The 14,281-nt window shown below is 70.5% G+C and carries 8 protein-coding genes; 5 read left to right on the top strand and 3 right to left on the bottom strand.

Features of this window, described 5'->3' with window-relative positions; all coding sequences use genetic code 11:
• Nucleotides 1-21 precede the first annotated feature (21 nt).
• Entirely contained in the window at nucleotides 22-2,805 is a 2,784-nt protein-coding gene (locus tag ABB55_RS03590) for an ATP-dependent helicase (protein ID WP_083463321.1), read from the bottom strand.
• 140 nt (nucleotides 2,806-2,945) lie between these two features.
• Nucleotides 2,946-3,935, bottom strand: coding sequence for a DUF3616 domain-containing protein (locus tag ABB55_RS03585; protein ID WP_054357584.1), 990 nt, complete (start codon nucleotides 3,933-3,935; stop codon nucleotides 2,946-2,948).
• 279 nt (nucleotides 3,936-4,214) lie between these two features.
• On the opposite strand from ABB55_RS03585, the gene ABB55_RS03580 reads away from it, so the two are divergent.
• Nucleotides 4,215-5,420, top strand: coding sequence for an MFS transporter (locus ABB55_RS03580; RefSeq protein WP_054357583.1), 1,206 nt, complete (start codon nucleotides 4,215-4,217; stop codon nucleotides 5,418-5,420).
• 141 nt (nucleotides 5,421-5,561) lie between these two features.
• Here the strand turns inward: ABB55_RS03580 and ABB55_RS03575 are convergent, their stop codons facing one another.
• Nucleotides 5,562-6,056 carry a thioesterase family protein gene (locus ABB55_RS03575; RefSeq protein ID WP_054361818.1) on the bottom strand — a complete coding sequence of 165 codons (495 nt, stop codon included), beginning with the start codon at nucleotides 6,054-6,056 and terminating at the stop codon, nucleotides 5,562-5,564.
• Between the two features lie 450 nt (nucleotides 6,057-6,506).
• Here ABB55_RS03575 and ABB55_RS03570 point away from each other — a divergent pair, with 450 nt between their 5' ends.
• The 4 genes from ABB55_RS03570 (at nucleotide 6,507) to bfr (ending at nucleotide 14,003) form a co-directional block, all read left to right on the top strand.
• Nucleotides 6,507-7,922: an FAD-binding oxidoreductase gene (locus ABB55_RS03570; protein WP_054357582.1), complete on the top strand. Its 1,416-nt coding sequence runs from the start codon at nucleotides 6,507-6,509 to the stop codon at nucleotides 7,920-7,922.
• A 316-nt stretch (nucleotides 7,923-8,238) separates the two neighbouring features.
• A complete protein-coding gene (locus tag ABB55_RS03565; RefSeq protein WP_054357581.1) occupies nucleotides 8,239-12,078 on the top strand; it encodes an AsmA family protein in 3,840 nt (1,279 codons plus the stop codon).
• Nucleotides 12,079-12,540: 462 nt separating this feature from the next.
• Complete coding sequence (locus ABB55_RS03560; protein ID WP_083463319.1) at nucleotides 12,541-12,852, top strand: (2Fe-2S)-binding protein; 312 nt, start codon at nucleotides 12,541-12,543, stop codon at nucleotides 12,850-12,852.
• A 671-nt stretch (nucleotides 12,853-13,523) separates the two neighbouring features.
• A complete protein-coding gene (gene bfr / locus ABB55_RS03555; RefSeq protein ID WP_054357580.1) occupies nucleotides 13,524-14,003 on the top strand; it encodes a bacterioferritin in 480 nt (159 codons plus the stop codon).
• Nucleotides 14,004-14,281: the final 278 nt, after the last annotated feature.

Raw genomic sequence — 14,281 nt, 5'->3', positions numbered from 1 at the left:
CCGTCATGGCAGGACCGGCGGTCACGGGCGGGTCACGAAACTGTCGAGCACCCGCTTGCGGCCGGCGCGGTCGAAATCGATGGTCAGCTTGTTGCCTTCCACCTCGGTGACGGTGCCGTTGCCGAATTTCTGATGGAAGACCCGCTCGCCGACCTTGAAGTCCGACGTCTCGGTGCCGACCGACTTGGCGATCAGCGTGCCCTCGATCAGCGCCGCCGCCTTGCGCGGGCGCACGGGATTGCCCCAGCGATCGCGCATCTCGCCACGCGCCGAGGCGCCGCCGAAATTCGAGCGCCCTTCCGCGAAGCCGCCGCTGCCGGTCTCGGGCTGCGCCCAGCCGCCGGAGCTGCGCTCCTCGCCGCCGCGCGCGCGCCCGTCGCCGCCAAGCGGGCGATCCTCGCCGCCCTTCAGGCGTTGCGCGCGCTGCCAGCCGGGCGACGAATAGCTCGAGCCGAACGGGTCCATCGCGTCGAAGCGGCTGCGGTCGTAGCCGCCATAGTTGGACGACGGCTCGCGCACCTCGACATGGGCTTCCGGCAATTCGTCCAGGAAGCGGCTGGGGATCGAGGCCTGCCAGGAGCCGTGGATGCGCCGGTTGGAGGCAAACCAGATCTTGGCCCGCTTGCGCGCCCGGGTGATGCCGACATAGGCGAGGCGCCGCTCCTCCTCGAGGCCGGCCGCGCCGTTCTCGTCGAGCGAGCGCTGGTGCGGGAACAGGCCTTCCTCCCAGCCGGGCAGGAACACGGTGTCGAATTCGAGCCCCTTGGCCGAATGCAGCGTCATGATGCTGACCTTGTCGGCGGTCGGGTCGTTCTCCGCATCCATCACCAGGGAGACATGCTCCAGGAAGGACGGCAGGGTCGGATAGTCCTCCATCGAGCGCAGCAGTTCCTTGAGGTTTTCCAGCCGCCCGGGCGCCTCCGCCGACTTGTCCTGCTGCCACATCTCGGTATAGCCGGCCTCGTCCAGGATGATGCCGGCCAACTGGCTGTGCGGCAGCCTGTCGAGATCGCCGCGCCAGCGCGCGAAGGAGGCGGCGAGGCCCGCCAGCGCACTGCGCGGCTTCGGCTTCATCTCCTCGGTCTCGACGATCTCGGCGGTCGCCTGCAGGAGCGGCACGCCCTTGGCGCGCGCATAGGCATGGACCTGCTGGATGGTCGCGTCGCCGAGCCCGCGCTTCGGCACGTTGACGATGCGCTCGAAGGCGAGGTCGTCGGCCGGCTGGCAGGTGACCCGGAAATAGGCCAGCGCGTCGCGGATTTCCTGGCGCTCGTAGAAGCGCGGGCCGCCGATGACCCGGTAAGGCAGGCCGATATTGAGGAAGCGCTCTTCCAGCTCGCGCATCTGGAACGAGGCGCGCACCAGGACGGCGATCTGCGACAGGGCGTGGCCGTCGCGCTGCAGCCGCTCGATCTCCTCGCCGATGGCGCGGGCCTCCTCCTGGCTGTCCCAGACCGAGGCGACCACGACCTTCTCGGCCGTCTTGTCCTCGGCGTCGGTGAACAGCGTCTTGCCGAGCCGGCCCTCGTTATGGGCGATCAGATGCGAGGCGGCGGCCAGGATATGGCCGGTCGAGCGATAGTTGCGTTCGAGCCGGATCACCTTGGCGCCCGGGAAGTCGTGCTCGAAGCGCAGGATGTTGTCGACCTCGGCGCCGCGCCAGCCATAGATCGACTGGTCGTCGTCGCCGACGCAGCAGACATTCTTCGAGCCGGTCGCGATCAGGCGCAGCCACATATACTGCGAGACGTTGGTGTCCTGGTACTCGTCGACCAGGATGTAGCGGAAGCGACGCTGGTAGTCGGCGAGAACGTCGGGATGGCCGCGCCAGATGGTGATGACATGCAGCAAGAGGTCGCCGAAGTCGCAGGCGTTCAGCGCCTTCAGCCGGTCCTGATAGGCGCGGTAGAGTTCGCCGCCCTTGCCGTTGCCGAAGGCGCGCGCCTCCAGGGGCGGGATGCGGTCCGGCGTCAGGCCCTTGTTCTTCCAGCCGTCGATGAAGGCGGACAGCTGGCGCGCCGGCCAGCGCTTCTCGTCGATGCCGGCCGCCTGGATGATCTGCTTCATCAGGCGCAGCTGGTCGTCCATGTCCAGGATGGTGAAATCGGACCGGAGCCCGACCAGTTCGGCATGGCGGCGCAGCACCTTGGTGCCGATCGAATGGAAGGTGCCGAGCCACGGCATGCCCTCGACCGCCTCGCCGACCAGCGACGAGATGCGGTGCTTCATCTCGCGAGCGGCCTTGTTGGTGAAGGTCACGGCGAGGATCTGGCCGGCGCGCGCGCGCCCGGTGGCCAGGATATGGGCGATGCGGGTGGTCAGGACGCGGGTCTTGCCGGTGCCGGCGCCGGCCAGCACCAGGAGCGGACCCTCGGTGGTCAGGATGGCGTCGTGCTGTTCAGGATTGAGATTGTCCAGATAGCCGGCTTCGGCCGGCGGGCGCAGGCCGGCGGCGCGGGCCGCGATGCCGCCCGGACGCGCCGTCGGCGGCGGTGCCGGCGCGCGCGATCGTGCCGGGGCGGCCGGAACCGGCTGGTCGGGATCGAACGGGAAGCCGCCGCCGGCCGCCGGATAGCCGGCGGCATCGTCCGCGAAGCGGTCGTGCGGATAGGCATCCGTTCCGCCGCCCGGCTCGTCGCCGAACGGGATCCGATCGAATGCGTCCGGATCGTAGCCGTCCGCCCCCGGACCGTGCGTCTCGGGTTCGTTCGGCAGATCGCCCGGAAAGGCCTCCGCAAAGGGATCGTCCAGGATGTCGTCCGGCGCCGCCGCGGGGCGGCGCGACGGCGGCTTGCCTGCGCTCATGATGTTTCCGACTCGTTCTCCTGATCCCCTATATAGGCCATGCCGGCGCGGCCGGGCAGGGCGGTCCGGCGGGATCTCTCGCGATGTGGTGCGCGGCCCGCGCGACCGGCCTTTTCCGGGCGGCGGCAAACCCGGAGAGGTCAGTTCACCTTCACGGCGATGCCGCGGAAGCGCTGTTGCGCGACCGGCAGGGCCTTGCATTCGACGCCGCCGACCTTCACGCCGCCGTCGTCGCTCAGGATCTGGATCTCGGACGACCCGGCGACGGCGAACAGGGCCTCGGGCCGCAGCGTGCCGAAATCGACGCCCGGCACGGCGACCGGGTCGGCCGCGCCGCCGGACCAGCGGTAGAGCGCGAAGCTGCCGGCATCGGCGGTCGGGCCGGCGACGATCAGGTAGCCGTCGCCGATCCGCTCCAGGCTGCGGATGCCGCGGCCGCCGAGCGCGACCAGCGCGACCGCGCCGATGGCCGGTGCAGCCCCGGCAACGATCTCGGCCGGATTGTCCAGGGCGACCACCAGCGCCTTGCCGCCGACCAGCGGATTGCGGAAGCCGACCAGGAGCCTGCCGTCGGGCGTCGCGGCAAGGCCCTCGATGTTGAGCCCGCCCTCGGCCTCCGGCGCGCGTTCCGCTGCGGCGTCGAGCCCGAAGCCCTTCAGCGCCGGTGCGGCGACGAGCGCCGGCAGGAGGCCGGTCGACGGCGTCCCGACGGGCTGAAACGTGGCGGTGGCGCCGCCCGGCACGATGTCGGTCGCAAACAGCCGCTGCCGCTCGGTACGCAGCTTGCCGCTCGAATTCCGCCCATGCGAGGCGATCCAGTAGATGCGGTTGCCGATGCGGGCGGCGCCTTCGAGGTCCGATTCGCGCGTGCCGGTCTTGAGGAAGCCGGCGAGCGGCACGGTGGCGGTCGGTGCGCCCCCGGAGAGGGCATAGACGCGCAGCACGTTGTCTTCGTCGCTCGCCACGACGAAATGCCCGGCGTCGATCGGCACGGCCGCCGACGCGTCGCACATGCCGGTGAAAACACGGCTTTCCGGCTCGGCTGCCGCCGGTACGGCCGCCGCCGAAGCGGCACCCCAGAGCCAGGCCGTCGCCAGCCCCAGGCCGATCAGTCGTCGGACGTCTGTCATGCTGCGGCTCCGCTCCGATGGCGGGGGCACTCTATCACGGGTGCGGCCGGCCCGCCGGTCGACGAAACCGGTCGACGGTGCCGGTCGGCGATACCGGTCGGCGACGTTGATCGGCGAAACCGGTCGACGGTGCCGGGTGCCGGATGGTGCCGCCGCGCCGCCCGCGGCCCGTCGCCCGCCAACCCGCGACGGGGCCAGGCCGCAGTTGCGCATTGCCGACGGGGCTCGCCTGCCGCTTCGGCGCTTCTCGGGGCGGGAATCCTGCCTTATTGGTGTGCAATGATCACACCGCCCACCGCGCCGCTGACCCACCGCCCGATCGTCTTCCTGACCGCGCTCGCCGCGGTGAACTGGTTCGGCTTTGCCGCCTGGAACGCGCTCCTGAACAATTTCGCCAAGGAGCAGGCCGGCTTCGACGGTCTCGCCATGGGGCTGCTGCAGTCGATCCGCGAGGTGCCGGGGCTGCTGGCGGTGTCGGCGCTGCTGTTCCTGCTGATCATGCGCGAACAGACGCTGGCCTATGTCAGCCTGGTGCTGCTCGGCATCGGCGTGGCGGCGACCGGCTATTTCCCGAGCATCCACGGGCTCTGGGTGACGACGCTGATCATGTCGGTCGGCTTCCACTATTACGAGACCATGGCGCAGTCGCTGACGCTGCAGCTCTTCTCCAAGCAGGAGGCGCCCAAGGTGCTCGGGCGGCTGTCGGCGGTGACGGCGGCCTCGCAATTCGTCGCCTTCGGCGGCATCGCGCTGATCTGGTGGGCGATCCGCCCGAGCTACCAGTCGGTGTTCCTGGTCACCGGCGGGCTGTGCATCGTCGGCGCGCTCGTCGCGATCGCGATCTTCCCGCGTTTCGAGGGACCCGTGCCGCAGCGCAAGTCGATGGTCATGCGCCAGCGCTACTGGCTCTATTACGCGCTGACCTTCATGACCGGCTCGCGCCGGCAGATCTTCACCGCCTTCGGCGCCTTCCTGCTGGTCGAGAAGTTCGGCTTCGGCGTCGCCGAGATCTCGATCCTGATGCTCGCCACCTATTCGATCAACACGGTGGTCGGCCCGCGGCTCGGCCACCTGATCAACCGGATCGGCGAGCGCCGGACGATCATGATCGAGAACATCTCGCTGATCCTGGTCTTCGCCGGCTATGCGCTCTCCGACCAGTCCTGGATCGCGGCGATCTGCTACGTCGCCGACGGCGTCTTCTTCACCTTCACGATCGCGCAGCGCACCTATTTCCAGAAGATCGCCGACCCCGCCGACATCGCCCCGACCGCCGGCGTCGCCTTCACCATCAGCCATATCGCGGCGGTGTTCATCCCGGTCCTGTTCGGCATGATCTGGCTGAAGAACCCGTCCCTGGTCTTCCTGATCGGCGCCGCGCTGGCCACCGTCTCGCTGACCTTCGCCTTCCTGGTCCCGCGCAACCCGGAACCCGGCCACGAAACCATCCTGTCGCCGGCCCGTCGGCCGGCGGTGGCGGAGTAGGGGCGTCGTCAGGCGTCGACTGCGCCGCGCGTCGGAGCCGTACTGTCACACAGGCCGGACCAGATGCGGCCGGGTCCCTCGGGCTTGAATCGACTTCCTGCCCGATGACTTTGACACATGCGTCCGCTGGCCCGTGGAGGGTCACCCCTTCCTGACAATCCCGATCTTGCGACCGGCGCGCTCCGGCCAGGGCTTGCCGTCGTCCTGGGCTTTCATGGCGGTCAGGGTGGCCATCACGTCCTCGGGGAAGGGGGCGGTGCGGCGGGCGGCCATGTCGACATGCAGGTACATCTGCTCGGAGGTGGCGGAGAGCCAGCCTTCGGTGGCGTGGCGCAGTTCGGCGAAGACATGCAGGCGCTTGGCGTCGAGATCCAGGAACCGCATGGTGACCGTGACCGGGTCGGCGAGGAAGACCTCGCGGACGTAGCAGACATGGATCTCGGCGGTCATGAAGGAGAGGTTGCGGGTTGCGATGTAGTCCGGGCCGAGCCCGGCATGGCCGAGGATCTCGTCGGCGGCGCGGTCGAACAGCACGTTGTAGTAGGCCATGTTGAGATGGCCGTTATAGTCGATCCAGGCAGGCTCGATCGCCATGACGCCGGTGACGAGCGGGATGGCGGCATGCGGTTCGGTCATCGTCTTCGGTCTTTCGCGGCGCGGGAGGGTTCGGATCGGGCTCGGATCGGCATCGAAGCGGCGATCTTCGATCCCCGGCCCGCTCCTGTCCAGCCGGACGAAGGGGCCGGCTGGCCTGCGAAGAAGCGGGTTGGCGTCCGGCACGGCGGGCGGTCTTGCGCCGAGGCTGTTCCCCACAAGGGAGCCCGCCCGCCGCCGCATGGTCGACCGGCTGCACAAGCCGAAGCCGATCGTGTAGCGTCGCGGCCCGTCCGCGCCGACGCGCGACTGCGGGGGCGGGGCCGCGCAAGTCGAGCACCAGCGCGGCGGAGCCGCGCAAGTCGAGCACCAACGCGGCGGAGCCGCGTCAGTCGAGCGACCGCGCGGCGGCACCGCGCAGGGCGCGCAAACGTTCAAAATCCATGATGCCGCCATCGGCGCCGCGTCATGATCGGGGAGGTTGGAAGTCCGATGACCGTGGCAGGTTTCATGTCGTCCCGTCCGGATCCGCAGGCGGTGGCGACCGCGATCGGCATCCTGACGCAGCGCTTCGGCGAGCGGCTGTCGACCTCGCTGGCGCTGCGCCAGCAGCATGCCCACACCACCACCTGGATCCCGGTCGAGGCGCCGGATGCGGTCGTCTTCGCGGAGAGCGAGGACGACGTCGTCGAGACCGTCAAGGTCGCCGCCGCCTATGGCGTTCCGGTCATCCCCTTCGGCACCGGCACCTCGCTCGAAGGCCATGTCAACGCGCATTTCGGCGGCATCTCGATCGACACCTCGCGCATGAACCGGCTCCTCGCCGTGCACGCCGAAGATCTCGACTGCGTCGTCCAGCCCGGCATCACCCGCAAGCTGCTCAATGAACAGCTGCGCGACACCGGCCTGTTCTTCCCGATCGATCCGGGCGCCGACGCCTCGCTCGGCGGCATGGCGGCGACGCGGGCCTCCGGCACCAATGCGGTGCGCTACGGCACGATGAAGGACAATGTGCTCGCCCTGCGGGTCGTCACCGCCGACGGCTCGGTGGTCAAGACCGCGCAGCGGGCGCGCAAGTCCTCGGCCGGCTACGACCTGACCCGCCTCTTCGTCGGGTCGGAAGGCACGCTCGGCGTGATCACCGAGATCACGCTGAAGCTCGCCGGCATCCCGGAGGCGATCGCCGCCGGCTCCTGCACCTTTCCGTCCGTGAAGGCGGCCGCCGACGCGGTCATCGTCACGATCCAGTCCGGCATCCCGGTGGCGCGCATCGAATTGCTCGACGAGGTGCAGGTCCGCTCGGTCAATGCCTATTCGAAGCTGTCGCTGCCCGAACAGCCGCTGCTTCTGCTCGAGTTCCACGGCACCGACGCCTGGGTGGCCGAGCAGTCGCAGCGCTTCGGCGAGATCGCGGCCGACCATGGCGGCGGCCCCTTCAATTGGGTCACCAAGCCGGAGGACCGGACCCGGCTCTGGCAGGCCCGCCACGACGTCTACTGGGCGAGCCTCGGCCTCAGGCCCGGCGCCAAGGGCCTGTCGACCGATGTCTGCGTGCCGATCTCGCGGCTGGCCGACTGCATCGCCGAGACCAAGGCGGATATCGAGGCCATGGGCCTGATCGCGCCGATCGTCGGCCATGTCGGCGACGGCAATTTCCACGTCCTGCCGCTGATCGACATGGACAGTCCGGCCGAGATCGCGGCCGCCGAGCACTTCGTCGGCCGCATGGTCGAGCGCGCCATCGCGATGGACGGCACCTGCACCGGCGAACACGGCGTCGGCTCCGGCAAGATGAAGTATCTGGAGAAGGAGCACGGCGCGCCCGCGCTGATGGCGATGCGGGCCATCAAGGCGGCGCTCGACCCGAAGGGCATCATGAATCCGGGCAAGATCGTCGCGGCCGGGTAGGGGCCGCGGCGGGGGCGACGCGTGGCCGGCGGGGGCCTGGCAATGGCGCCCCGTTTTCGAGAGCTCATATCGACCAATGGCTTGCATGCCGATCTTGCCATCACGGTGGAATAGCGGCCGTCGATGGCGGTCGCGCCACCGTCGCGCCCGGACAGGGCGGCTGGTGCCTTTGTCCATCGATGAGGCAGTCCGCCCCGTCATGGGCGGCTGACGGGCGCCGCATATCCTCCTAGATTGAACGGGATCGTCTTCGCGCGCGTCACCCGGTTCGGGCGCGCCGGGATTCGGGGCGCGTGCGCGTGCGGGGAGGCAGTCGGTGAACTCGCTCTATATCGGCGTCGGGTTGACGATCATCACCGCCCTGGTGGCGGCGCTGGTCGGACCTTTTTTCATCGACTGGGGCCTGTTCAGGACCAGTTTCGAGGCCGAGGCGGAGCGCATCTTCGGCGCCAAGGTGACGGTGCTCGGATCGATCGACGCCCGTCTCCTGCCGAGCCCCTGGCTGTCGCTCGGCGACGTGGTGGTCGGCTCGGTCGACCGGCCGGCCGGCAAGATCGGCCGATTCGAGGCCCGGCTCGAACTGACCCCGCTGCTCAAGGGCGAGTTCCATATTTCCGAACTGCGGCTCGACCGGCCGAGCCTCTCGGTCGCGTTGAAGCGCAACGGCACGCTGGCGCTGACCGGCGATCCGGCGCCCGTCGCCGGCACCCGCCGCGATCTCGGCGATGCCAGCCTGGAGATGGCCGAGATCGTCGACGGCCGGATCGATTTCGCCGACGAGCGGGCAGGGCGCAGCTTCGCGCTGGAGCGGATCAACGGTATCGTCTCGGGAAGCGCGCTCGCCGGCCCGCTCAAGGCCGAGGGCGGCGCCGTCGCCATGGGGCAGAGCGTGGCGTTCCGCCTCGCCATGGGGCGGGTGACCGCCGAGCGCGCCGTGCCGGTGAAACTCCAGGTGACCCCGGGCGGCGAGCCGGTGGTCGTGACCGTCGACGCCGCGCTGTCGCTGACCGGCGGACCGCCGCGCGCGACCGGCACGGCCGTGGTCCAGCGGATCGATCCGGAGGCCAAGACCGACCGGGGCGATCCCGGCCCGACGCCATGGCGCCTGGAAAGCCGGTTCGCCGTCGATCCGGCCCGTCTCGACCTCGATCCCCTGACGCTTGCCATCGGGCCGGACGACCGGGCCTACCAGCTGAACGGCCGCGGCCGGATCGACCTCGGTCTGACGCCGAATTTCGACCTCGCCCTGACCGCCAAACAGATCGATCTCGACCGGGCGCTTGCCGGCCGGGTCGGCGAGGCGGTCGATCTGGACGGGGTCGCGCGGCGCGTGCTCGGCACGATTGCCGGATTGCCCGTGCCGGACATGCCCGGCCGGCTGGCGCTCGACGTACCCGGCCTGGTCGTCGGCGGCGGCGTCCTGCAGGACTTGCGGCTGATCGCCCGCCCGCGGCCCGGCGGCTACTCGCTCGAGGAACTGACCGCGCGCCTGCCGGGACGCAGCCAGGTGACCGCCTCCGGCCGGCTGTCGCTGGCCGGCGCGCCCGCCTTCGACGGCCGTCTCTACGTCGCCTCCGAGCAGCCGAACGCCTTCGCGGCCTGGCTCCGGCGCGGCGGCGTGCAGGGCCGGCTCGACCCCGTCAGCGTCGACGCGATCCTGAAGATCGATGCCGACAGCTTCCGGGCCGACCAGATGCTGGCGCGCATCGGCGCCGCGCAGGTGCGCGGCCATGTCCAGGTGTCCGGCATCGGCAGCGCGCCGCGCGTCGAGACCGGGATCACCGCGGACCGGCTCGATCTCGACCAGATCCGCGTGCTGGCGGGGCTGTTCGCCAGTCCCGCCGGTCTGGCGCCGGCCGCCACCCGGATCGATCTCGATGCCGGCCAGCTCGTGCTCGGCGGCGTCACGGCGCGCGGCGTCTCCGCCCGGCTCGCGGTCGATGGCGAGAGCGTCGAGGTCAGCCGTCTGTCGGTCCAGGATGCCGCCGGGGCGGCGCTGGACATGACCGGGCGGATCGATCGGTTCGCGGCCCGTCCCGACGGCAACCTGCAGGCGACCGTCAAGGCGGCGACGCTGGACGGCCTGGTGCGCATGCTGCGCTCGCTGTTCCCGGATACGCCGGCGCTCGATCGCTTCGCCGCCGCCGCGCCGCATCTGGCCCCGCTCGACGCGCGGCTGACCTTGACCGGCCAGGCCAATGGCGAGCGGGGCGACCTGCAGCTCGACGTGTCGGGCACGGCCGGGCCGAGCCGGCTCGCGGTGGCCGGCAAGCTCGCCGGCAGCCCCGCGGAATGGCGCGCCGGCCGGATCGATCTCAACGCCCGGCTCGACGGACCCGACGGCGGGCGGCTGATGCGCCAGCTCGGCATTCCGGCCCTGTCGCTGAAAGGGGCGGCCGGGCAGGCCTCCGTGACGCTCGCCGGCGTGCCGGCGACGGGGCTCGACGGCACCGCCGAACTGGAGGCGCTCGGCAGCCGGCTCGCTTTGTCCGGGCGGGTGATCGCCGGCGACGACGGGCGTCTCGCCGTCGACGGGCGCGGGCGGCTGGTCTCGGCCGATCTCGGGCCGGTTCTGACCGTTCTCGGCCAGCCGGCGGTCACGCCGCTCGGCCGTCTGCCGGTCGATCTCGGGGCCGGTCTTTCGGGGACCTGGCCGAAGCTCACGCTGAAGGCGATCGACGGCCGGCTCGGGGCCGGGCCGCTGCGCGGCGAGGCGACGGCGGATCTCGGGGCCACGCCGGTCAAGCTCGACGGGCGCCTGGAACTGGGCACGATCGGGCTGGCCGATCTGATCGATCTCGGCCTCGGCGCCGGCAGCCTGGAGGCGCTGCCGGATGCCGGGCAGGCCTGGCCGGGACAGGCGCTGCCGGGGCCGTCCGTGACCGGACTGGCGGCGGATTTGCGGATCAGCGCCGAGGCGCTGGCGATGGCCGACAAGCGAGTGGTCGAGCGCCCGGAATTCCGCTTGCGGCTCAGGCCCGGGGAGGTCGCGGTGGAGTCGTTTTCCGGCGGGCTCGCCGGCGGCAAGGCCAGTGGCCAGATGCGCATGCGCGGCAATGCCGGCGGCGGCGTGGCCGTTTCGGGCGACATCAAGATCGACGGCGCCGCCTTCGGGGAACTGGTCTGGCGACGCGACGGCCGCGCCGTCGCCTCGGGTCAGATGGACCTGACGGCGACCTTCGAGACCGCCGGCCGCTCGGTGGCGTCGCTGGTCTCCGGCGCGGCGGGCGGCGGTGCCTTCGGGCTGCGCAACGGAACCTTGCGGTCGGTGAACCCGGCGGCCTTCGATGCGGTCGTCGCGGCGGCGGACAACGGACTGGAATTGAAGGAGGATCGCATCCGCACCCTGTTCCAGAGCCGGCTCGATGCGGGTGAACTGCCGTTCGAGCGGGTCGATGCCGCCTTCTCGATCGGGGGCGGGATCGTGCGGCTGCGCGATGTGGCGGTGGCGAGCGGACCGGTGCGCACCAGCGGCACGGCCTCGCTCGATCTCGGCCGCTGGACGCTCGAAGCCGACTGGACCATCAAGGCCGATGCCGGGCGCAATGCCGTGACGGGCGCCGATCCGCAGGTCGGGGTGCTGTTCCGCGGTCCGCTCAATGCCCCGGTACGCAGCCTCGACGTGGCCCCGCTCAACGCCTTCCTGACCCTCAGGGCCTTCGAACGCGAGGTCAGCCGCGTCGAGGTCCTGCAGCAGGACATCATGGAGCGCGAGCGCTTCGCCCGCGAGGCGAAACGGCTGCGCGAAGAGAAGCTGCGCATCGAGCGCGAGGCGCGCGAGGCCCGCGAGGCCGAACAGCGCCGGGCCGACGAGGAGAAGCGCCGCCTCGACGAGGAGCGGCGCGCGCGCGACGCCGCCGAGGCGGCCCGACGCCTCGAGGAGAAGCGCAAGGCCGATGCCGCGGCTGCAGCGGCCGCAGCAGCTGCCGAAGCCGCCCGTCGGACCGAGGAGGAGCGGCGGCGCTCGTCGACGCAGGGCGGTGGGTCCAATGCCGGCGGGCAGCCCCCCGGCCTCGCGCCGCTGCCGCCGCCGATCCAGATCGGACCGGCGCCGGGAACCAGGCCGGCGCCGTCGATCAATGCCGACCGCGCGCCGCTCGATCTCTTCTCGCCCGGTCCGCCACCGGTGCCCCCCATGCCGATCGGCCGTCCGTAGCCCGCGCCCCGCACGCCCCGTTCGCAAGCGACCGTCGCCGCTCGGCCTGGCGAGAACAGGCCGGCGATGCGGCGCGTTCGGTCGCATGAGCAGCCGGGCGCCGGCGGAAGCGGGATCGGGCCGCCGGCCCGGAATGCCGCTCCGGCGGCCCGGAGTACCGCTCCGGCGGCCCGGAGTACCGCTCCGGAGAACTGCCCCGGAGAACTGCCCGGAGTACCGGCCCGAGATGCGGCCTCTGACCGGTCCGACCTCCCGCGCGCTGACGGCAGCTTTGCTCTCGGCCGAGGCCGATGCGGTCTCGCGCCTGATTCCGGATGTCGATCCCGCGGAACCGATCCGCTGCCGGTCGCCACTACCTTAGAATGACTATAATTCCGATGTAACGCGGCGCGTCAGACTACCTATTGACCGGAACCGGAGCCTCCTTTACCTGAAGATCAGGCTTCTGGATTGTCGGTTGTCATGATCGTCTGTCACTGCAACGTTATCAACGACCGACAGATCCGCGATGTGCTGGCCATCGAGCGGACACCGCGGCCGCGCACCGCCGGACAGGTCTACAAGTGCATGAATTGCCGCCCGGAATGCGGCCGCTGCCTGCCGACGATCCAGCGCATGCTGGTCGAGCACGGCGCGGCCTGCCAGGTCGGCTGCGCGGTCTGCCCGGCCGGCGCGATGATCGAAGCCCTGCAGGACGTGCAGGAGGCTCAAAGGATCGAAGGGCGCGACGAGACCTATCGGTTCGACGACGTCTACGCGGTCGCGGCCGAATAGCCGCCGGAAGACCGGGCCCGGCCGGTGAGACCGCTGTCCGGCCCACGATACGGGCGTGCCGACCCGTGCGGCCGGTGGCCGGCCGCCGCTTTTTCCTCGCGCTTCCCCTCGCATCCTGGGTGCCGAACACCGTTCGGCTTGGCTTGCGCGCGCCGGATGGCAGGTCGCAGGCCGGCGGTGCGGCCGGATCCGGCTCGTCCCTGCCGGTGTCTTTCGTCCGCAACGCGGGCGCTACATATTTGATGAAAATGGAATATCGGGCGATTGATTGTGAATTGGACCAGTTCTCGTCCGCGTGCCCCTTAATCGCTTCGGTCAACCGTGATTAGATGCGCTCGGGCTGGCGGCCGACGGTCCGCGTCGCCGACGCAGTCGGTCGCGGCCCGTGAGACGGCGGCGGCGACACGGGGTCGGCGGGCCGTCCGATCGCCCGCTGTCGGTGCCGGATCGGGTCGATGGACCCGGACCGTCCGGCGGCCGGTCGGGCGGCTTGAGCCTGGCGCAAGGACGCGCGCGGGATTCGATCGCCGAAGCCGATCCCGGTCGTATCGCATGGCGCGAACGGGGCGGTCTCTCGCATCCGGCAAAGCGGCCGGATCGGGGGCTTGCCGTCGCTGCGGAAGAGCCCATGTACCGTTTCCCGAGTTCCTGCAAACGCTGTGGAGTTGCCCATGAAAGGTGATCAGAAAGTCATCGAGTATCTCAATCGCGGCCTGCGCAGCGAATTGACCGCGGTCAGCCAGTACTGGCTGCATTATCGCGTGCTCGACAATTGGGGCTACAAGGACCTCGCCAAGTTCTGGCGCAAGGAATCGATCGAGGAGATGAACCACGCCGACCGGTTCATCGAGCGCATCCTGTTCCTGGAGGGCCATCCGAACCTGCAGCTGCTCGATCCGCTGCGCATCGGGGAGACGATCGAAGAGGTCATCCTGTCCGATCTCGCCGCCGAGATCGAGGCGCGCGCGCTCTACCAGGAGGCGGCGTCCTACTGCGAGACCGTGAGGGACTACCCGTCGCGCGACCTGTTCATCGCCCTGATGACCGACGAGGAAGGCCATATCGACTTCCTGGAGACGCAGCGCGACCTGATCAAGTCGATCGGCGTCGCCCTCTATGCGCAGAAGCATATGGGCGAACTGGGCGAGTGATCGCTGCCCCCCGGGACCCGGTCCGGTCGTCGAGGCCGGTCCGGGTGGCCGGGCCGATGCGCCCGAGGCGATCCAGGCGGTGGCATGGCCGATCCGCCGTGGCCTGGCCGGCGTGATGCTCGAACGCCCCCCGCGCCGCCACGCCGTCGCGGGGGCCGTTCATTGTCCGGTCGCGGCTCGATGGGCTGAACCCGCCCAACCGTGGCGGCAATTTCGGTCAGACTGTTTGCGCTTGCCGCGGCGTTCGGGAGGGCACCGGCACGATCGGCTGTCGGCCG

Source organism: Prosthecodimorpha hirschii, from assembly GCF_001305515.1.
GTDB classification, from domain to species: domain Bacteria; phylum Pseudomonadota; class Alphaproteobacteria; order Rhizobiales; family Ancalomicrobiaceae; genus Prosthecodimorpha; species Prosthecodimorpha hirschii.
Note: the sequence above shows the minus strand (reverse complement) of the source record. Positions and strands in the feature narration are given on the sequence as shown.